This is a genomic window from Curtobacterium sp. MCBD17_030, assembly GCF_003224255.1.
Lineage (GTDB): Bacteria > Actinomycetota > Actinomycetes > Actinomycetales > Microbacteriaceae > Curtobacterium.
In genome coordinates this window covers 1-18,916 of the sequence record NZ_QKLI01000017.1, presented here as the reverse complement: position 1 = coordinate 18,916, position 18,916 = coordinate 1, and the positions used below count along the sequence as shown (strand labels likewise).

Annotated in this window: 16 protein-coding genes and 1 other RNA gene; 12 read left to right on the top strand and 5 right to left on the bottom strand. The window is 71.3% G+C overall.

Going from position 1 to position 18,916, the window contains the following annotated elements:
* Positions 1 to 83 precede the first annotated feature (83 nt).
* The 7 genes from DEI89_RS13395 (at position 84) to DEI89_RS13365 (ending at position 7,495) form a co-directional block, all read left to right on the top strand.
* Positions 84 to 2,741, top strand: coding sequence for a phosphoenolpyruvate carboxylase (locus DEI89_RS13395; RefSeq protein ID WP_110904559.1), 2,658 nt, complete (start codon positions 84 to 86; stop codon positions 2,739 to 2,741).
* Between the two features lie 108 nt (positions 2,742 to 2,849).
* Positions 2,850 to 3,188, top strand: a complete 339-nt coding sequence (locus DEI89_RS13390; RefSeq protein WP_110904558.1) for an STAS domain-containing protein — start codon at positions 2,850 to 2,852, stop codon at positions 3,186 to 3,188.
* Positions 3,179 to 3,607 carry an ATP-binding protein gene (locus DEI89_RS13385; RefSeq protein WP_110904557.1) on the top strand — a complete coding sequence of 143 codons (429 nt, stop codon included), beginning with the start codon at positions 3,179 to 3,181 and terminating at the stop codon, positions 3,605 to 3,607. Before DEI89_RS13390 ends, DEI89_RS13385 begins: the two co-directional genes overlap by 10 nt.
* A 66-nt stretch (positions 3,608 to 3,673) precedes the next feature.
* Entirely contained in the window at positions 3,674 to 4,633 is a 960-nt protein-coding gene (locus DEI89_RS13380; protein WP_181421662.1) for a helix-turn-helix domain-containing protein, read from the top strand.
* Positions 4,634 to 4,764: 131 nt separating this feature from the next.
* Complete coding sequence (locus DEI89_RS13375; RefSeq protein ID WP_110904555.1) at positions 4,765 to 5,886, top strand: hypothetical protein; 1,122 nt, start codon at positions 4,765 to 4,767, stop codon at positions 5,884 to 5,886.
* A 38-nt stretch (positions 5,887 to 5,924) separates the two neighbouring features.
* Entirely contained in the window at positions 5,925 to 6,758 is an 834-nt protein-coding gene (locus DEI89_RS13370; RefSeq protein WP_110904554.1) for a Nif3-like dinuclear metal center hexameric protein, read from the top strand.
* 2 nt (positions 6,759 to 6,760) lie between these two features.
* Positions 6,761 to 7,495: a zinc ribbon domain-containing protein gene (locus DEI89_RS13365; RefSeq protein ID WP_110904553.1), complete on the top strand. Its 735-nt coding sequence runs from the start codon at positions 6,761 to 6,763 to the stop codon at positions 7,493 to 7,495.
* Positions 7,496 to 7,831: 336 nt separating this feature from the next.
* On the opposite strand, the gene rnpB is transcribed toward DEI89_RS13365, so the two are convergent.
* The 3 genes from rnpB to map all read right to left on the bottom strand — a co-directional run bounded on the left by rnpB (position 7,832) and on the right by map (position 9,952).
* An RNA gene (gene rnpB / locus DEI89_RS13360) (RNase P RNA component class A) lies at positions 7,832 to 8,188 on the bottom strand.
* Positions 8,189 to 8,265: 77 nt separating this feature from the next.
* Positions 8,266 to 9,018 carry a polyphosphate--glucose phosphotransferase gene (gene ppgK / locus DEI89_RS13355; protein ID WP_110904552.1) on the bottom strand — a complete coding sequence of 251 codons (753 nt, stop codon included), beginning with the start codon at positions 9,016 to 9,018 and terminating at the stop codon, positions 8,266 to 8,268.
* 70 nt (positions 9,019 to 9,088) lie between these two features.
* Entirely contained in the window at positions 9,089 to 9,952 is an 864-nt protein-coding gene (map, locus tag DEI89_RS13350) for a type I methionyl aminopeptidase (RefSeq protein ID WP_110904551.1), read from the bottom strand.
* Between the two features lie 194 nt (positions 9,953 to 10,146).
* Here map and DEI89_RS13345 point away from each other — a divergent pair, with 194 nt between their 5' ends.
* On the top strand, positions 10,147 to 10,332 hold the full coding sequence (locus tag DEI89_RS13345) for an SPOR domain-containing protein (protein WP_110904550.1): 186 nt from the start codon (positions 10,147 to 10,149) through the stop codon (positions 10,330 to 10,332).
* A gap of 6 nt (positions 10,333 to 10,338) precedes the next feature.
* Here the strand turns inward: DEI89_RS13345 and DEI89_RS13340 are convergent, their stop codons facing one another.
* Positions 10,339 to 10,572: a CDGSH iron-sulfur domain-containing protein gene (locus DEI89_RS13340; protein ID WP_258366038.1), complete on the bottom strand. Its 234-nt coding sequence runs from the start codon at positions 10,570 to 10,572 to the stop codon at positions 10,339 to 10,341.
* Positions 10,562 to 11,701, bottom strand: a complete 1,140-nt coding sequence (locus DEI89_RS13335) for an iron-containing redox enzyme family protein (RefSeq protein ID WP_258366039.1) — start codon at positions 11,699 to 11,701, stop codon at positions 10,562 to 10,564. Before DEI89_RS13335 ends, DEI89_RS13340 begins: the two co-directional genes overlap by 11 nt.
* A gap of 232 nt (positions 11,702 to 11,933) precedes the next feature.
* Here DEI89_RS13335 and glnA point away from each other — a divergent pair, with 232 nt between their 5' ends.
* From glnA to DEI89_RS13315, 4 genes are all read left to right on the top strand, one after another.
* Positions 11,934 to 13,271, top strand: a complete 1,338-nt coding sequence (gene glnA / locus DEI89_RS13330; protein WP_110904548.1) for a type I glutamate--ammonia ligase — start codon at positions 11,934 to 11,936, stop codon at positions 13,269 to 13,271.
* A 36-nt stretch (positions 13,272 to 13,307) separates the two neighbouring features.
* Entirely contained in the window at positions 13,308 to 16,292 is a 2,985-nt protein-coding gene (locus DEI89_RS13325; RefSeq protein WP_110904547.1) for a bifunctional [glutamine synthetase] adenylyltransferase/[glutamine synthetase]-adenylyl-L-tyrosine phosphorylase, read from the top strand.
* Between the two features lie 525 nt (positions 16,293 to 16,817).
* Positions 16,818 to 18,401 (top strand): glycosyltransferase family 2 protein, encoded by a 1,584-nt coding sequence (locus tag DEI89_RS13320; RefSeq protein ID WP_110904546.1) that lies wholly within the window; start codon positions 16,818 to 16,820, stop codon positions 18,399 to 18,401.
* Positions 18,394 to 18,916 (top strand): hypothetical protein (locus DEI89_RS13315; RefSeq protein ID WP_181421661.1); only part of this gene is annotated, 523 nt, incomplete at its 3' end. The genes DEI89_RS13320 and DEI89_RS13315, both read left to right, overlap by 8 nt.

The window sequence follows — 18,916 nt, the reverse complement described above, 5'->3', positions numbered from 1 at the left end:
CGGACGGTCGTCGTCACGTGGCGTCGGCGCCCGGTACGCTGCTGCCACGCCGGGACAGCCCGGACCGACCCGGGAAGGACGAGATGACGGCGATCGACGGTTCGACGCGCTTCGGACGCGCGCGTGACGACGTCAGCGGAGCGGTCGACAGTGACCTGCGCGCTGACGTGCGGTACCTCGGCAACCTGCTCGGACGGGTGCTCCGCGAGACCGGTGGCGACGACCTGCTGCGGGACGTCGAGGCGCTCCGCCAGGCGGTCATCGACGCGTACGAGGGCACCGATGAAGACGGCGCCACCCGCGCCGAAGCGGTCGTCTCCACGTTCTCCGCCGAGCGTGCGGAAGAGGTCGCCCGGGCCTTCACCTCGTACTTCCACCTGGTCAACCTCGCTGAGGAGCACCACCGGGTCCGGGTGCTCCGTGCCCGCGGTGACGACGGCGGCCAGCCGGGTGACTCGTTCCCCGCGACCTTCGTCGAGCTCGTCGAGCAGGTCGGCGCCGACGAAGCCGCTGCCCGTCTGGAAGGCCTGCGCTTCCACCCGGTCCTCACCGCGCACCCGACCGAGGCCCGCCGTCGTGCGGTGACCACGGGTGTCCGGCGCATCACCGACCTCATCGACGAGCGCGACCGCACGAAGAACGCGACCGCCCGTGCCGAGAACGAGCGTCGTCTCCTCGAGGAGATCGCGACGTTGCTCCGCACCTCCCCGCTCCGCACCACCCGGCCGACCCCGCTCGACGAGGTCCGCACCGCGATGAGCGTGTTCGACCAGACCCTGTTCGAGATCGTGCCGCAGGTGTACCGCCTGCTCGACGATCGCCTGCAGGGTGACGACGCCGGCCGCGCTCCGGTGCAGGCCCCGGCGTTCGTGCGCTTCGGCACCTGGATCGGTGGGGACCGCGACGGCAACCCGCACGTCACCGCCGACGTCACCCGCCAGGCCGCCGAGATCGCCGCAGAGCACATCCTGCTCGGGCTGGCCCGGGCCGCCACCCGCATCGGCAGCGCCCTGACGCTCGACTCCGACCACACCCCGGGAGACGCCGGGCTCACCGCGCTGGTCGCGGCGCAGGAGGCGCTCGACCCGGACGTCGCCGAGCGCATCGGCATCCGCGCCCCCACCGAGACCCACCGTCGGGCGCTGCTGTTCATCGCCGCCCGCATCGACGCCACCCGCCGCGACGATCGACCGCTGGCGTACGGCGGCCCGGACGAGTTGCTCGCCGACCTGCACGTGGTGCAGGCCTCGCTGACCGCCGCCGGGGCCCTGCGTGCCGCGAACGGCGAGCTGCAGAACCTGGTCTGGCAGGTCGAGACCTTCGGGTTCCACCTGGCCGAGCTCGAGATCCGCCAGCACTCCCAGGTGCACCGCACGGCCCTCGCCGAGATCCGCGCCGGGGGAGACCTGAGTGCGATGACCGAAGAGGTCCTCGCCGTCTTCCGCACCATCGCGGACCTGCAGCACCGCTACGGCGTCCGCTCGGCCAGCCGGTACATCGTCTCGTTCACCCAGTCCGCCGAGGACCTGGCGAACGTGCACGAGCTCGCCGTGGCCGCACTCGGGTCGGTCGAGGCCGCTCCGGTGCTCGACGTCATCCCGCTCTTCGAGACCTTCGCCGACCTGCACGCCAGCGTCGACATCCTCGACGAAGCCGTCCGCACCGAGCCGTTCCAGCGTCGTCTGGCCGCGACCGGGCACCGGCTCGAGGTCATGCTCGGCTACTCGGACTCATCGAAGGACGTCGGCCCGGTGTCGGCGAACCTGGCCCTGTACGACGCCCAGGCGCGGATCGCGTCCTGGGCGACTGAGCACGACGTCGAGCTGACGCTGTTCCACGGCCGCGGCGGATCGCTCGGTCGTGGCGGTGGTCCGGCGAACGAGGCCGTGCTCGCGCAGCCGCCCGGGTCGATCGACGGCCGCCTCAAGCTCACCGAGCAGGGTGAGGTGATCTTCGCCCAGTACGGCGACCAGGACATCGCCGCCCGGCACCTCGAGCAGATGGCCTCGGCCACGCTGTTCGCGTCGTCGCCGTCCAACGAGTCCCGTACCGCAGCCGCCGCCGAGCGCTTCGCCGACCTGGCGCAGCAGCTCGACGACGTCTCCCGTGCCGCCTTCTACGACCTCGTGAAGGCCGACGGCTTCGCACCGTGGTTCGCCCGTGTCACGCCGATGGAAGAACTCGGGCTCCTGCCGCTCGGGTCCCGTCCGGCCCGTCGTGGTCTCAGCGTCGAGTCGCTCGAGGACCTCCGGGCGATCCCGTGGGTGTTCTCGTGGACGCAGGCCCGCATCAACCTCGCCGGCTGGTACGGCTTGGGCTCCGCGCTCGAGGCGGTCGGTGACCTCGACCTGCTCCGCACGGCAGCCGCCGAGTGGCCGCTGTTCGCCGCGCTGGTCAAGAACGTCGAGATGTCGCTCGCGAAGACCGACGTGCAGATCGCGCGGCGGTACCTCGCGCTCGCGGACCGGGGCGACCTCGGCCAGAAGGTCCTGGACGAGATGCACCGGACCCGCTCCTGGGTGCTGCGGATCAGCGGCGCAGAGGACGTGCTCGAGGACCGGCCGGTGCTCGCGCGGGCCGTCCGCCTGCGCTCCCCGTACGTCGACGCGCTGTCGCACCTGCAGCTGCGGGCACTCCGGGCGATCCGTTCCTCCGGCAGTTCCGACACCACGGACGGCGACCACCGACTGCTCCTGCTGACGGTGAACGGCATCGCCGCCGGCCTGCAGAACACGGGGTGATCCCCCGGACCGGGGGCACGGACGCCAGCGCGTCCTGTTCCCCCGGTCGCCATGACCCGTTAGCCTCCGATGAGGCACGCGCAGACTCTCGAGGGGGCCCCACACACAATGGACATCGTCGTACACGAAGCCGGCACCGAAGCGGCGGTGCTGGAGTGCTCCGGACGCCTCAACATGGTGTCGGCACCCGCCTTCCGTGAGACCGTCGCGACGGTCATCGAGGGCGGTCGTCCTCGTGTCGCCGTCGAGCTGTCGCACGTGGAGTTCCTCGACTCCTCGGGCCTCGGAGCGCTCGTCGGTGCGCTGAAGACCGCCCGACAGGCCGGCGGTGACCTCCGGATCGCGGCACCGTCCGAGCAGGTCGCGATGGTGCTGAAGCTGTCGAACATCGACAAGATCCTCCGCAGCTACGCCGACGGCGACGAAGCCGTCCGCGAATGGGTCTGACCGGAGCCGTCGTGGGCGAGCACCGGTTGGACTTCGCGTCGCCGCCCGACGACGTCTCCTCGGTGCACGACTTCCTCAGCGACGTCTGGACGGCCGAGCCCGCCGTCAGCGTCGAGGACCGGATGGCCCTCGAACTCGCGATCATCGAGCTGGCGTCGAACGTGATCGAGCACGCCACCGCCGGCATCCCGCTCACGTGCTCGTTGACGCTCGCGGTCGCCAGCGACGGACTGGAGGCCCGGATCACCGACGACGGCCGCCCCGCGTCCGTCGACGTGGCCGGTGCCACCCTGCCGGACGACATGGCAGAGAGCGGTCGTGGCCTCGCCCTCGTGCAGATGGTCGTCGACGAACTGCGCTACGACCGACACGGCGACGAGAACCGCTGGACGGTCCGGAAGTCCACCCGCGCGGCGTGAGCCGCTTCCCGCGGCAGGTTCATCCAGATGCATGAAGTTGTCGCGGTGCGTGCCACCATTCCCGGGATGACCACCACCGTGGACCCCAGGACCGTCTTCGAGACGTCGGGTGCCGACCTCGATGCCGCCCGTGCGGTGTTCGAGCAGGCCTACGAGGCCTCCGGGTTCCTGCCCGAGCGGACCGAACGCGCCTTCGGGTACCGCTTCCGGACGGTCGGCGACCAGACGACGTCGTTCCGGTCGACCCGGTTCGACGCGCGCATGGTCGGCGAGGTCGATTCCGGCGACCAGGTCAGCGTGTCCTGGGTGACGGACGGCGGCGGCGTGCTGGACGTCGGTCGTGACGAGGTCGCCCTCGCGCCGGGACGGCCGGTGGTGTTCCCGACCGGGCGCCCCTACCGCTTCGAGCTGGCCGACGTGCGGCAGAGCGTGGTGCAGCTCGATCGGACCTTCCTCGAACGGATCGCGGCCGAGGCGTACGGCACCGAACCCGGCATCCTGGTCTTCGACCACACGGCAGCGCCCGGGGTCGAGGCCGTCCGTGCCTGGAACCACCAGGTGCAGGAGGCGTCCCAGATCGTGCTCGGCAAGGCCCCGGTGTCGGTGCTCGCCCTCGCCGACACGGCCCGCCGGACCGCCCTGGCGCTCCTGACCACCTTCCCGCACCGCATCACCGCCCGTCACGTCCCGCTGCCGTCCGGAGCCACGGGGCGTGTGCGGTCGGCCGTCGAGTACATGCACGCCGCCGCCCATATGCCGATCACCACGACCGACGTCGCCGAGCACGTCGGACTCAGCGTCCGCGGCCTGCAGCAGGCGTTCCAGCGGCAGATCGGCGTCGCACCGAACGCCCTGCTGCGGGGGATCCGCCTGGACCGGGTCCGCGACGAGCTGCGCGCCGGCACACCGACTGACACCACTGTGGCGAGCGTCGCCGTCCGGTGGGGTTTCGCGCACCTGGGTCGGTTCTCGGCGGCCTACGCCCGGCGCTTCCTGGAGTACCCCCGCGACACCCTGCACGGCTGACGCCGCGATCGGCCCCGCACTGTCCCCGGACACAACGACACGCCGCTCCGACCGGGGCGACATGCCACCGGATCCCGCGACACTCCGCCGATGTCCGCACCGATGGAGCGTGCGATATTCATACTCCTCACATGGAGACGCAGTCCGGAGCACGCACGCCCCTCGTGGACCCCTTCGGTCGCGAACTCGAGGAGTGGTTGCGCGACGCCCCGGCCACGCGGTCGCCGTACCTCGCAGACCTCGTCGTCCCCCCGGTGACGGGTCCGGTGCGCCGTCCCGTGCTGCCCCCGGTGCACGGGGAACAGCTGGCAGTCGACCTCCCCGAGCCCGAGGCCGAGGCCGAGACCGGTACCGAACCCGAGGTGGACGCCGAGCCCGCGGTCGCCGCCGAGCCCGCCGCCCCCACCACCTCGGGTGACGACCGCGCCTTCCGCCGCGACCGTGCCCGTCACGTGGCCGTCTGCGCCCCGTCCTTCCCGGAGCCGCCCGAGCGCTTCGCCCTCCGCTTCGACGACCTCGCCGTCGCGCTCGACGCCGCGAGTGGCCGGACCACCATCGAACGGATCGACCTGCTCGAGGACGAGGTCCGCGTCCGCGACGAGGACCTCGCTCGCCTCGCCGCCTGGGAGGCCGTCGTCGCCGACAGCACCGATGCGGAGGTCGAGGGTGCACGGGCCTTCGCTCGCGAGGTCTTCGCCGACCTGCTGGCCGACGCCGCACTCGAGGCCGACCGTCGTGAGCGAGCCGCCCTCCGCCGGGCCGCCACGTCGCCCGTGCGGCTCGGAGCCGTCCGCCCGCTCCTGCCGGCACCGCACCGCGCGGTTGCGGATCCGGTGACGGTCGACGTCCCGGCCGACGACCGACCGGACCACGGCATCCTGGCCACCGCCGGACCGCGGACCGCGGTCCGACCGGTGTCGAGCCTCCAGACCGTCTCGCCGTCCTCCCCGCCGGTCCCGGCGTCCGGTCGACCGACGCCACTGGTGCAGCCGGCCACCGGGCCGACCGTCATCGACCGCGAGGCGTTCGCCGCCGTGCTCCGCGCGCACACCGGCGAGCAGCCGGTCGTGTCCGTCGAGGTCCCGGTGGCCGCACCGGTCGCGGCACCGGAGACCACCGACGACACCGTCGCGACGGACGCCGCCGACGGCCCAGCCGACGGGGAGGCCCGTGCCGACGCGTCGTCCACCGTGCCGTCCGGCTGGTGGTCGCGTCTCGTCGCCCGTCTGCTGCACCTCGTCGGCCGTCGCTGACACCCGGGTGGAGGCCGCCGTCTCGGTACACTGACGGGATGCCGACGCTCCGAGAACTGCAGTCCGTCGTCGAGTCCCTGTGGCCGGCGGCCGGGGCGGAGTCCTGGGACTCCGTCGGCCTCGTCTCGGGCGACCCGGACGCTGTGGTCGAACACGTCCACCTGGCCGTCGACGCCGTGCCGGACACCGCACGCGAAGCCGTCGCTGCCGGGGCCGACCTGCTGCTGACGCACCACCCCCTGCTGCTGCGCGGTGTGACCACGATCGACGAGTCCACCTACAAGGGCTCGGTCCTCGCCACGCTCGTGCGCGGCGGCTGCGCGCTCCTCGCGGCACACACGAACGCCGACGTCGTCACCACCGGCACCTCCGCCGTGCTCGCGGACCGGATCGGCCTGCAGCAGCAGCGTCCGCTCGAACCCGCCGCCGACGGCGTGACCGGCATCGGCCGGGTCGGCGTCCTCGCCGAACCCGTGGCGCTCGGCGTCCTCGCCCGGCGGATCGTCGACGTCCTGCCCGCCACCGCGACCGGGGTCCGGGTGTCGGGGGAGTACGACCGTCCGGTCCGCAGCGTCGCCCTGTGTGCCGGTGCGGGCGACGCGTACCTCGGCAACCCCGAGGTGCGGGCGGCCGACGTCTACGTGACGAGCGACCTCCGGCACCACCCCGCCTCCGAGTTCCGCGAGCAGGCGATGGTGGCCGACGGGCCCGCGCTCATCGACACCTCGCACTGGGCGACCGAGTGGCTCTGGCTCGACGTCGCCGCCGAACAGCTGCGTGCCGCCACCGGGGTCCGCGTCACCGTGAGCGACCTCCGCACCGACCCGTGGGACTTCGCCGTCCTGCCATCCGCCCCCAACGAAGGAGCCTGACCATGAAGGCAGCACCCGAGGACCAGGCCATCTTGCTCGACGTCCAACGACTCGACAACGACATCACCCGGTTGGCACACCGGATCAGCTCCCTGCAGAAGGGTGAGCACCTCACCGAGCTCGGTACCCGGGCCGCCGGGCTGCGGAGCCAGCTCGCCGCGGCCACGGGCGACGTGGAGGACGCCGAGCGTGACCTCGCCCGCCTCGAGTCGGACACCGCCACCGCGCAGGCACGCATCGAGCGCGACACCACGCTGCTGCAGAACGTCGGCAGCGCGAAGGACGCCGCCGGGCTGCAGAACGAGCTCGACTCGCTGAACCGCCGGACGAACGACCTCGAGACGCAGGAGCTCGAGGTCATGGAGAAGCTCGACCAGCTGCGCGCCCGGGTCGGTGACATCGAGAAGCAGCTCGCCGACATCGACGCCGAGCGTGGACGCCTGATGGGGGTGCGCGACGACGGCATCGCCCGGTTCGAGAAGGACCGCGTCGCCGCGGTGCAGTCCCGCGCCGACGTGGCAGCCAAGGTGCCGGCGGACCTCCTCGCTCTGTACGAGCGCCAGCGGGCCCGGTACGGCTTCGGGGCGTCGTTGCTGCAGGGCGGCGTGTCGACGGCGTCCGGCGTGGCGCTGAACAACTCCGACCTGGCGTCGATCCGGGCCGCGGCGCCGGACGACGTCGTGCTCTGCCCGGACAGCGACGCGATCCTGGTGCGGACGGCTGAGTCCGGCCTGTAGGCGGCCAGCCGGCGCCGCTCGGTGTCGCTTGGTGTCGCCGAGACCCCGCCGTCTCCGCGAGGCGCCGCCGAAATCGGCGGCGTCTCGCGCGTTGCGCGGCGTCTCGCCGCGATGGCGGCGTCCTGGGGAGTGCCGGGCGGGAGGCGCGGTGCGGGTTGGCCGCGTGCCTCCCGTCCGCTGAGACGCGCACGTCTGCGCGAGACGCCGCCATCCGGGCGAGACGCCTCGGAATTCGGCGGCGTCTCACGCGTTGCGCGGCGTCTCGCGGCGACGGGGGCGTGGAATACGAAGCCCGGCACCTCGCGGTGCCGGGCTTCGTGCCGGTACGGTCCGGGGCGAACGGGCCGGCCGTACGCCGGGTTCTGTCCCGCCTCGCGGCGGTGACGGCCATCTCTCTCGGACCGACGTTGCCGTCGGCCTCCAGCGGTCTACCCGAGGACTCGGCGAGCAGCCTCAGCGTCCTCTGTCTGACCTTGCTCCGGGCGAGGTTTACCGAGCAGATCCGGTCACCCGGATCCCTGGTGGTCTCTTACACCACCGTTTCACCCTTACCGACGTCGCCGCCGGCGGTCTGTTCTCTGTGGCACTGTCTCGCGGATTGCTCCGGGTGGGTGTTACCCACCGCCCTGCTCTGTGGAGCCCGGACGTTCCTCGGCACTCCCGGGGGAGTGACGCGACCGTCTCACCGACCCGTTCGCTCCGACGAGTCTAGCGGCCCAGCTGGTCAGCCCGGATCAGCACCCCGACCCGGTCCCACACCCGCAGCCGGGTCAGCGGGTGCTGCGTGCTGCCAGGGTCGCCGCGCCGATGATGCCCGCGTTGTTGCGGAGCGTCGCGGGGATGATCTCCGCCTGCAGGTCGAGCAGCGGCAGGAACTCCTCGTACTGCTTCGACACGCCACCACCGACGACGAAGAGCTCGGGGGAGAGCAGTGCCTCGAGCCGCGAGTAGTACTTCTGCAGGCGCTTCGCCCAGTGCTTCCAGGACAGGTCGTCCCGCTCCTTGGCGGCGAAGGACGCCTTCGTCTCGTAGTCGACGCCCTCGATCTCCAGGTGGCCGAGCTCCGCGTTCACGATGAGCACGCCGTCGTTGATGAGGGCAGTGCCGATGCCGGTGCCCAGCGTCGTCATGATGACGAGTCCGTCGCGGCCCTTCGCGGCGCCGAACTGCTGCTCGGCGAACCCGGCGGCGTCGGCGTCGTTGACGAAGTGGATGGAGCGGCCGAGCTCCTTCTCGAACAGCGCCTCGGCCTCGAAGCCGATCCACTTCTTCGAGACGTTCGCCGCGGACATGGTCTTGCCATCGCGGACGATGGCCGGGAAGCAGACCCCGACCGGGACGTCCGAGGCGGGGGAGAGGTCGTCGAGGATCGACTTGGCGACCTCGACGATGTCGTTGGGCCGGCCGCCCTCGGGCGTGGCCTTCTTGATCCGGTCGGTGGTGAGTTCGCCGGTCGCCGTGTCGACGATCGCGCCCTTGATGCCTGTTCCGCCGATGTCGACGCCGACTGCGAGTGAGGTCATGGGGAGCGGTGCCTTCCGTAGGTGACGAGTGTGTCCGGCACGGTCCCGAGGCCGGGCGCGCCGCGGGTGGTCAGGAGACGGTGAGGAGTTCGGTGCCGCGTTCGGTCACGAGGAGCGTGTGCTCGAACTGCGCGGTCCAGGAGTGGTCACGGGTGGTGACGGTCCAGTCGTCGGCCCAGATGTCCGCGTCGATGCCACCGAGGGTCAGCATCGGCTCGACCGTGAAGACCATGCCGGGCTCGATCACGGTGTCGTAGCGGACGTCGTCCACGTGCGGGATGACGAGGCCGGAGTGGAAGGCCCGTCCGACGCCGTGCCCGGTGTAGTCGCGGACCACCCCGTAGCCGAAGCGCTTGGCGTACGACTCGATCGCGCGGCCGATGACGTTGACCTGGCGGCCGGGGGCGACGGCGCGGATGCCGCGGTGCATCGCCTCTTCGGTGCGGGTGACGAGGTCCTGCACCTCGGGCGCGGCCTGCCCGACCACGAAGGTCCGGTTGGTGTCACCGTGCATGCCGTCCTTGTACGCGGTGATGTCGATGTTCACGATGTCGCCGTCCTGCAGCACGGTGTCGTCGGGGATGCCGTGGCAGATCACCTCGTTGAGCGACGAGCAGAGCGACTTCGGGTACCCGCGGTAACCGAGGGTCGAGGGGTAGGCGCCGTGGCCGACGACGAACTCGTGGCCGATCCGGTCGAGTTCGTCGGTCGTGACGCCCGGGCGGATCGCCGCACCGACGGCGTCGATGGCCTGGGAGGCGATGCGACCGGCTGTGCGGATCCGCTCGACCTCGTCCGGCGTGTACGTGTCGCCGAGCCCGTGCTCATGGGGTTCGACCTTGCCGACGTACTCGGGTCGCTCGATGTCCTTCGGGACGGGCCGCTGCGGTGAGATGCGGCCGGCAGTCAGGTGTCCGTGTTCGTCCCGGGGCATGCGTTCCACTCTAGCGGCGTGTCGGGCCCGGCCGTCGCCTCCCGGCTGTGGGGCTCGTCTGCAGGCACACGGCACACGGCACACGGCACACGGCACGCGGCACGCGGCACGCGCCCGCCCGCCGGCTCACCGCCCGGCTCACGACCCGACCCTCTGCGCGGACGCCCCGGGTCCGCCCGGGTACGGTCGGGCCCATGACCGACGAGCGCATCGAATCCCAGTGGTGGTACAACGACAAGACCGGAGAGGTCGAGCAGGGCCCGAAGTCGACGAACCGGCACCACATCGGCCCCTTCCCGACCCGCGACGAGGCCGCACACGCGCTGGACCGGGTCCGGCAGAACAACGAGCGAGCCGACGCCGCGGACCAGGAGAGCTGACCGGCCTCAGGCCGTCGGCTCGGCGGGCGGCTCCGGTTCGGTCCGGAACCCGATGATCTTGTGCGTGCCGTCGCAGTAGGGCTTCAGCATCGACTTGCCGCACCGGCAGAGGGCGACCGTCCGGCGTCGCCGGGGCAGTTCCTGTCCGTCCGGACCGAGCACCGCGACGTCACCGCGCAGCAGGAACGGGCCGTCCGGGTACGCGACCACCGACGGCTCGTCCTCGCGCTCACGCGACACGGGAGGCACCGTCCGTCGACCGCATCGCCGTGACGTCGGTGCCGGGGGCATCCGCGTCGCCAGCGCTCCGGGACTCGCCGTCGAGGGGGAGCCGCAGGGAACTGCGTCCCTGCTCCCAGCTGGAGAGCAGCTGCGTCCCTGCCATGCCCTCGACGACGAGGCACGCGGCGGCGCCGAACATCACGTCGTCGAGCAGCGTCGGGTCGGCCTCGACCATCCCGCCGGCCAGGTCACGGCCGGCGATCTGCTCGTGCACCGCGTCGGCCTCCACGTGTTCGTCGAAGTACCACGTCGCGTCCTCGTCGAACCCGTTCCGCCGGAACCCGTCGCCGTAGAGCTTGCTCGGGATCGACGAGGTCATCTCGAACGCCGCCAGGTGCCCGACGATGGCTCCGCGGAGGCTCCGGTGGAGACCGAACATGCTCATCATGTTGAGCGCACCGAGCGTGATCGCCGGCAGGTGGTCGACGTAGGCCCCGTAGGAGTCGTCCAGGCTGGCGGCGCGCAGCGTCCTGGCGAAGATCGCCGAGTGCATGCGCTTCGGGCGTCCGCCGCCGTACTCGTCCGACTGGATCTCGACCAACGCGGCCTTGGCCCGACCCGACAGCCGCGGGATCGCCCAGCTGTGCGGGTCGGCCTCCTTCAGCGTGTACACGGTGCGCTGGACCAGGAACTCGCGGATCTGCGCGCGATCGGCCTTCCGGGCCACCCACCGGGACACGCTCGGTCCGCTGTCGGCGGCGGTCAGGGCGAACAGCGCCGCGGACACCGCCTCGGCGGTCGGCTCGGGGCGCTCGGGAACCGGGACGGCGGCGCGGACGGCGGCTTCGAGCGCGGTCTCGACGACCGCACGCGTGCCGAGCAGGTGGACGTCCCACTCCAGGGAGTCGTCGACGCCGGCGATGCCGCCGTAGTGGAGTTCGTAGAGGACGAACAGTGCGAGCTGCAGGTCGTCGTCGTTCAGGACGTCCTGGGAACGGGCGACGGCGGCGACGGCGACGTCACGGAGGGTCTCGTCCGGTGCGCCGGTGGTGAGTGCGGCGAGGACTGCGGTGCTGAGAGGTCCCCGTGGTGCCGGCACGGGCATCGGGGTCTGGGTGAGGACTTCGGCGGCGTCGAGGACGGCCATGTGGTGCTCCTTCGCAGGGTCGGTACGGTCCGAGCCTGGCCCAGGCGGCTGACAGGCCCGGCGCGAGAGGCCGCGGACCGCACCCGGTACACGCGTCGTCGTCGCCCTCGCGCCGTCCACAGCCCGCGCGCGCCCCGCCCACGAGGAGCCGCACGGGCACTAGCCTGTGTGCACGGCCGCGATGCGGCCCGGCGGGTCGCATCGCGGCTCGGTGAACACGGAAAGGTCGTGCATGGACAAGCAGACGGACTTCGTGCTCCGCACCATCGAGGAGCGCGGGATCAAGTTCATCCGGCTCTGGTTCACCGACGTGATCGGCACGTTGAAGTCGGTCGCCATCGCGCCGGCCGAGGTCGAGGGCGCGTTCGCCGAGGGCATCGGGTTCGACGGCTCCGCGATCGAGGGCCTGACCCGCTCGTACGAGGCCGACGTGCTCGCGCACCCGGACCCTTCGACGTTCCAGATCCTGCCCTGGCGGGGCGAGATCGACCCGACCGCGCGGATGTTCTGCGACATCACGACACCGGACGGGCAGCCGGCCGTGGCCGACCCCCGCAACGTCCTGAAGCGGACCCTGGCCCGGGCGAGCGACCGCGGGTTCACGTTCTACACGCACCCCGAGATCGAGTTCTACCTGCTCAAGGACCGCGACTGGAAGGACGGCGGCCCGAAGCCCGTCGACCAGGCCGGCTACTTCGACAACGTCCCCGGCGGCAGCGCGCACGACTTCCGTCGCCGCTCGGTCCGGATGCTCGAGGACCTCGGCATCTCGGTGGAGTTCAGCCACCACGAGGCCGGCCCGGGCCAGAACGAGATCGACCTCCGCTACGCCGACGCCCTGACCATGGCGGACAACATCATGACGTTCCGCACCGTCGTGAAAGAGGTCGCGATCGAGCAGGGCGTCTACGCGACGTTCATGCCGAAGCCGCTCTCCGGGCAGCCGGGATCAGGCATGCACACGCACGTGTCGCTCTTCGAGGGGGACCAGAACGCGTTCTACGAGCCCGGTGGCGAGTACCAGCTCTCGCGCACGGCCAAGCACTTCATCGCGGGTGTGCTGCGGCACGCGCCGGAGATCACCGCGGTCACGAACCAGTTCGTCAACTCCTACAAGCGTCTCTGGGGCGGCGATGAGGCCCCGTCCTTCGTGACGTGGGGCCACAACAACCGTTCGGCGCTCGTCCGCGTGCCGCTGTACAAGCCGAACAAGGGCCAGTCGGCGCGCATCGAGTACCGCGGGATCGACTCCGCAGCCAACCCGTACCTGGCGTACTCGCTGCTGCTCGCCGCGGGCCTGAAGGGCATCGAGGAGGGCTACGAGCTCCCGGCCGAGGCCGAGGACAACGTCTGGAGCCTGTCCGACTCGGAGCGCAAGGCGCTCGGCTACAGCCAGTTGCCGGCGAGCCTCGACCACGCCCTGTCGCTGATGGAGGACTCGGAGCTCGTCGCCGAGACCCTGGGGGAACAGGTCTTCAACTTCGTGCTCCTCAACAAGCGCCAGGAGTGGAAGCGGTACCGCGACCAGGTCACCCCGTTCGAGTTGGACACCAACCTCGGCATGCTCTGACTCCACGTCAGGACACACGACGGGAGCGCACGCCAGATGACCAGCCGGACCGAGACCTCGCGTTCCCAGCTGGCCCGGCTCGGGTTCGCCGACCTGTCCGGCTCGCTGGAGCGGATCGCCGCCCTGGAGGCCCGTCCCGGTTCGGATCTGCGCGTCCCGATCGCGGATGCCGAGTCGGTCTGGGCCGCCACGGCGGACCCGGACGGAGCGCTGCTCGCGCTCGAGCGGCTCATCGAGTCGGCTCCGGAGCAGTTGCGCCCGGTCCTGGCCGACCCCGGGGCGACCGAGCGCCTGGTTCGGCTGCTCGGTGCGTCCACCGGGCTCGCCGAGTTCCTGCAGCGCCGGCCGGACGAGCTCGCGCTGGTGCTCGATCCCGTCGCACCGCCGTGGTCCCAGGAGCGGTACACGGCCTCCCTCGACCAGGCGGTGGACGGGAGCTCGGGCGAGACCGCTCGCCGGCGACTCCGTGTCCGCTACCGCCGGCACCTGGCGCAGATCGCCCTGTTCGACGTCCTGCACCCGTCCCCGACCGAGGCGTTCCCGGACGTCGCCGCAGGCCTCGCCGATCTCGCCGGCGCTGCGCTCGACGCCGCCGTGACGGTCGCGCGTCGCGAGGTCCCGTTCCCCGTCGCGGACGTCGCCGCCACGCCGCTCGCGGTGATCGCGATGGGGAAGGCCGGGGCACGCGAGCTCAACTACGTCAGCGACGTCGACGTCATCTTCGTGACCGAGCCGACCGAGCCGACCGAGCCGTCCGAGGGGGACGACGCGCCCCGGATCAGCACCGACCGCGCGGTCCTCATCGCGACGCGGTTGGCGATCGCCGCGACCCACGTCATCACGGACCTCGCCGCGGAGCCCGCACTGTGGGAGGTCGATGCGAACCTCCGGCCGGAGGGCAAGGACGGCGCACTCGTCCGGACGCTCGAGTCGCACGTGGCGTACTACGAGCGCTGGGCGAAGGGGTGGGAGTTCCAGGCGCTGCTCAAGGCCCGGGCGATCGCCGGGTCGATGGACCTCGGCGAGCGCTACGTCGCCGCGGTGGAGCCCTTCGTGTGGCAGTCGTCGAAGCGTCCGGGGTTCGTGGAGTCGGTGCAGCGGATGCGGGAGCGGGTGACAGCGCACATCCCGGACGCCCAGGTCGACCGGCAGCTGAAGCTCGGCCCGGGCGGTCTGCGTGACGTCGAGTTCACCGTGCAGCTCCTGCAGCTCGTCCACGGACGTGACGACGAGTCCGTGCGCGTCCGCTCGACGCTCGAGGCGATGGACGCCCTGGCGGCCGCCGGGTACGTCGGACGGCCGGAGGCGGCGCGCTTCGGACCGGACTACGCCCTGCTCCGGGTCCTCGAACACCACATCCAGCTCCGGCGGCTGCAGCGCACCCACCTGATGCCGTCCGACGAGGACGAACTCCGGGTCCTCGCTCGCTCCACTCGCCTGGCGTCCTCGGCGTCGGCGCTGCAGGACCGTTGGCGATCGGTGAAGCTCGAGGTCCGCGGCCTGCACGAGCGGCTCTTCTACCGACCGATGCTCGCGGCGGTGGCGTCCACCGACGGCGAGATCGTCCTGACGAGCAGTCAGGTCAGCGACCGGCTCACCGCGATCGGGTTCCTCGATCCGGACGGGGCGGTCACCCACATCCGGGCACTGACGCAGGGGACGACCCGGCGGGCGGCGATCCAGCGGAACCTCCTGCCGGTCCTCCTGCGGTGGATGGCGGAGGGGCCCGCGCCGGACCGGGCGCTGCTGGCCTTCCGGCGACTCAGCGACACCCTGGGGGAGTCGAGCTGGTTCCTCCGGATGCTCCGGGACTCCTCGGGCGCCGCGCACAGCCTGACGACGGTGCTGAGCGAGTCGGCGTTCCTGTCCGGCCTCCTCGAACGCTTCCCCGAGGCCGTGGCCTGGTTGGACGAGCCGGACACTCTCCTCAAGCCCCGTCCGCTGCCGGCACTGCTGGCCGAGACGGGCGCGACGACCGCGCGACACGGGGACGCCGTGGACACGGCGGCCTCGCTCCTGCGCGGGGTCCGGCGGCGCGAGACGCTCCGGCTCGGCATGGCCGCCGTGCTCGGGCACCTGGACGTCGACGGGCTGGGTCCGGCGCTCAGCGACGTCACCGAGGCGACGCTGAGCGGTGCGCTCGACCTGGCACGACGTGACGCCCCGCAGGGTCTGGAGTTCGGGGTGATCGCGATGGGACGCTACGGCGGCCGCGAACTCGGGTTCGGCTCGGACGCCGACGTCCTCTTCGTCTACCGCTCGTCGACGGTGCCGAGCGAGGTCGCCGCGCGCGCGTCGCAGGTCATCGTGCGTGAACTGAACCGCCTGACCGAGGACGCCCTGCACCCCTTCGACCTCGACATCGACCTGCGGCCCGAGGGGAAGAACGGCCCCGTGGTGCGCTCGATCGACTCGTACGCGGCCTACTACGCCCGCTGGTCCCTGACGTGGGAGGCCCAGGCGCTCCTGCGCGCCCGCGGCGCTGTGGGCGACGCCCAGCTGCTCCGCGACTTCGAGCACCTCGCCGATCGGACCCGGTACCCCGCCGCGATCGAGGACCGGGAGGTCCGCGAGGTCCGGCGCATCAAGGCCCGGGTGGAGTCCGAACGACTGCCCCGCGGCGCCGATCCTGCGCGTCACCTGAAGCTCGGTCGCGGTTCGTTGAGCGACGTCGAGTGGTTCGTGCAGCTCCTCCAGCTGCAGCACGGCCACGAGCAGCCGTCACTCCGCACCACCTCGACGCTCGAGGCGCTGCAGGCGGCCACGGACGCCGGCTGGGTCGCGCCGGAGGACGCCGAGCGCCTGGCCGCAGCATGGCGGTTCGCGTCCCGGACCCGGAGCGCGCTCGTGCTGTGGTCGGGACGGACGACGGACGTGCTGCCGGTCGAGCGGACGCAGCTGGAGGGCATCGCGCGCCTGCTGGAGTACCCGCCGGGGTCGGCGTCGCAGCTCGAGGAGGACTACCTCGCCGTGACCCGGCGCTCCCGGCAGGTCTTCGAGCGCGAGTTCTACGGCGCCTGATCGTCGTCCCGCACGGAGCCCCCGGCAACGCGACACGCCCGGGGTGTTGCGAACCGGGGCAAGATGACGAGTTGTCAAAGACAATTTTCGACTCGAACCGTCCGTACCCCGTTGCACTGTGCACCGTACCCCGATCGGTACCGATGCTGAACCGTTGTCAGCGCACGACCAGGGTTTCGGAACACAAGAGCAGCGTCGACGGCGTCAGTCGACGACGACCGGCTGAACCGCCTTCTGATCCGGGGTTCTCTGCGGACCGAGGGTGAGCCTCCCGGCCGTGTCCGACGCTCCGCCCTCCGACGGCGGCCGTCGGACCGGTCCGCGCAACTGCTGTCAGCACCAGTGGGGACAAGAGTCGGTCCGGCGTGCGGTGGACCACTCTGTCCCCCGATCGACACCGCGGTCACCCCCACCCGAGGGGCACGTTTCAGGGGTTGTCTGCGATCTGTCTGAATGAGGACACCCGAACCGACCCCGATTTCCCGATGACGCGGAATCTCCCTTCGAACGTTGCAGCAGGGATCGATGTTCACCTTCATCCTCCAGATCCGGCAGATGGTCGACGGCCACCCCGAGTTCTACCTGTTCACCGTGTACTCACTGGTGATCTGGTTGCTCTGGTTGCTCAAAGTCGTCCTCTCCGCCCGGTACCGCCCCTTCACCGGCACGTACACCGGGACGACGAGCGTCGTCGTCCCCGTGGTGGACGAGCCGCTCGACCTGTTCCGTGACGTGATCGGCCGCATGGTCGAACAGCGTCCCGGCGAGATCATCGTCGTCATCAACGGCGCTCGGAACGAGGCGCTCGAAGCGGTGTGCGACGAGTTCGCCCCCCTCGTGCGCTGGACCCACACGCCGATCCCCGGCAAGCGCAACGCGGTCAAGGTCGGCACCGAGATGTCGAACGGCGACATCACCGTGCTCGTCGACTCGGACACGGTGTGGACGCCCGGCACGCTCGTCGAGCTGCTCAAGCCGTTCGCGGACGAGTCCGTGGGTGGCGTGACCACCCGCCAGCGCATCCTCGAGCCGACGCGCTCCTGGATCACCCGCTGGGCGGACTGGCTCGAGAACTCCCGTGCGCTGTACTCGATGCCGGCGCAGAGCGTCCTCGGACAGATCGGCTGCCTGCCCGGCCGCACGATCGCGTTCCGCCGGAGCATCCTGGTCCGCGTCATGGACAGGTTCATGCACGAGGAGTTCATGGGGGTCTTCCTCGAGGTCTCCGACGACCGGACCCTGACGAACCTGACGCTCAAGGAGGGGTACCGGACCGTCTACCAGTACACGTCGCTCGTGTACACGGACGCTCCGCTGCAGGTGAAGAAGCTGTTCAAGCAGCAACTCCGCTGGGCCCGTGGGTCGCAGTACAACACGCTGCGGATGCTGCCGTGGATGCTCGGCCACGCGCCGATCCTGGCCGTGTTCTTCCTGACCGACATCATCCTGCCGTTCATGCTCTTCGGCGTGATCGCCGGCTGGATCTACCGGGCGCTCACCGGGCAGGGGCAGAACCTCTACGAGGGCATCCTGCACCAGTACGGGTTCTCCACCGGCTTCGTCTACGTCGCCGGACTCATGGTGGTCTCGAGCGTGCTGAGCATGGCCATCCGGCAGATGCGGCACCTGGCCGAGAAGCCGTCGGACTTCTTCCGCCTGCCGATGTTCATCATCGTCTCCACGTTCTTCCTCATGCCGATCCGGCTCATCGGGTTCTTCCGCCTGGCGCACGCCAGCGGCTGGGGGACCCGGGCCGGTGCCTACGCCGGTGGGCCGATGGAGGAGGACCCGGCGCAGCCGCAGCTCTCGGGCACGACCGTGCCGATGAGCCCGGTGGACCGCGGACTGACCGACACGTCCGAGCGACCGAGCGAGCAGGCCGCCGTTGACCGCGCGTTCGACGAGCTCTTCGGACCCGACGCGACCACGGCCGCCACCGCGACCGTGCTCACCACTCGACGCGACGTCGCGACAGCGACAGCGACCACGACCGCCCGTGCACCGCACCGCGCGGCGAAGCCCGCACGTCGCCCACTCAACCCGTACGCATCGATCCCGTACTGCATCGGGATCGCGGTCTTCGCTCTGGAGGCGTTCCTCATTGTCTGATCTCGACCGCACCGACGGCACCTGGTGGGCGCCCTCAACCAAGCACGCCAAGCGCACCGCCCTCGGCATGGCGGCGATCGTCGCCGTCCTCGCACTGATCACCTGGTCCGTGTGGATCTCGCCCTCCGGGCCCGTCTCCACCGCCGTCAGCCGGGCGCTCGGCGTCCCGACCCAGCAGGAACCGGCAGCCGACGTCGACGCCCTGCAGGCGAAGCTCGCAGCCGCGCAGCAGCAGATCTGGAAGCTCGAGGGGAAGCTGCAGAGCACCTCGGCGCAGTCCGGTTCCCGCAGCGACCAGGTCACCCAGCTCAAGGCACAGATCGCGGACCTGCGGTCGCAGCTCGGGCACGCGCGTTCCGGAACGGCCTCCGGCCACGGACACGGTGCCGGTTCGGGAGGCTCGTCCTCCTCCGGCACGTCGATCACGGCGGGCAAGGGGGCCGGCTCGGGCGGGTCCTCGTCCGGCGGGTCGGGCCACGGCGGGTCGGGCCAGGGCCTGTCTCTTATACACATCT

Bases quoted from the DNA above. Each gene is read 5' to 3' on its own strand.
- DEI89_RS13345 (WP_110904550.1), top strand. From the start codon at position 10,147: ATGACCGACGAGCGCATCGAATCCCAGTGGTGGTACAACGACAAGACC.
- DEI89_RS13375 (WP_110904555.1), top strand. From the start codon at position 4,765: ATGGAGACGCAGTCCGGAGCACGCACGCCCCTCGTGGACCCCTTCGGT.
- DEI89_RS13320 (WP_110904546.1), top strand. From the start codon at position 16,818: ATGTTCACCTTCATCCTCCAGATCCGGCAGATGGTCGACGGCCACCCC.
- glnA (WP_110904548.1), top strand. From the start codon at position 11,934: ATGGACAAGCAGACGGACTTCGTGCTCCGCACCATCGAGGAGCGCGGG.
- DEI89_RS13390 (WP_110904558.1), top strand. From the start codon at position 2,850: ATGGACATCGTCGTACACGAAGCCGGCACCGAAGCGGCGGTGCTGGAG.
- map (WP_110904551.1), bottom strand. From the start codon at position 9,952: ATGCCCCGGGACGAACACGGACACCTGACTGCCGGCCGCATCTCACCG.
- DEI89_RS13380 (WP_181421662.1), top strand. From the start codon at position 3,674: ATGACCACCACCGTGGACCCCAGGACCGTCTTCGAGACGTCGGGTGCC.
- ppgK (WP_110904552.1), bottom strand. From the start codon at position 9,018: ATGACCTCACTCGCAGTCGGCGTCGACATCGGCGGAACAGGCATCAAG.
- DEI89_RS13370 (WP_110904554.1), top strand. From the start codon at position 5,925: ATGCCGACGCTCCGAGAACTGCAGTCCGTCGTCGAGTCCCTGTGGCCG.
- DEI89_RS13325 (WP_110904547.1), top strand. From the start codon at position 13,308: ATGACCAGCCGGACCGAGACCTCGCGTTCCCAGCTGGCCCGGCTCGGG.
- DEI89_RS13335 (WP_258366039.1), bottom strand. From the start codon at position 11,701: ATGGCCGTCCTCGACGCCGCCGAAGTCCTCACCCAGACCCCGATGCCC.
- DEI89_RS13365 (WP_110904553.1), top strand. From the start codon at position 6,761: ATGAAGGCAGCACCCGAGGACCAGGCCATCTTGCTCGACGTCCAACGA.
- DEI89_RS13395 (WP_110904559.1), top strand. From the start codon at position 84: ATGACGGCGATCGACGGTTCGACGCGCTTCGGACGCGCGCGTGACGAC.
- DEI89_RS13385 (WP_110904557.1), top strand. From the start codon at position 3,179: ATGGGTCTGACCGGAGCCGTCGTGGGCGAGCACCGGTTGGACTTCGCG.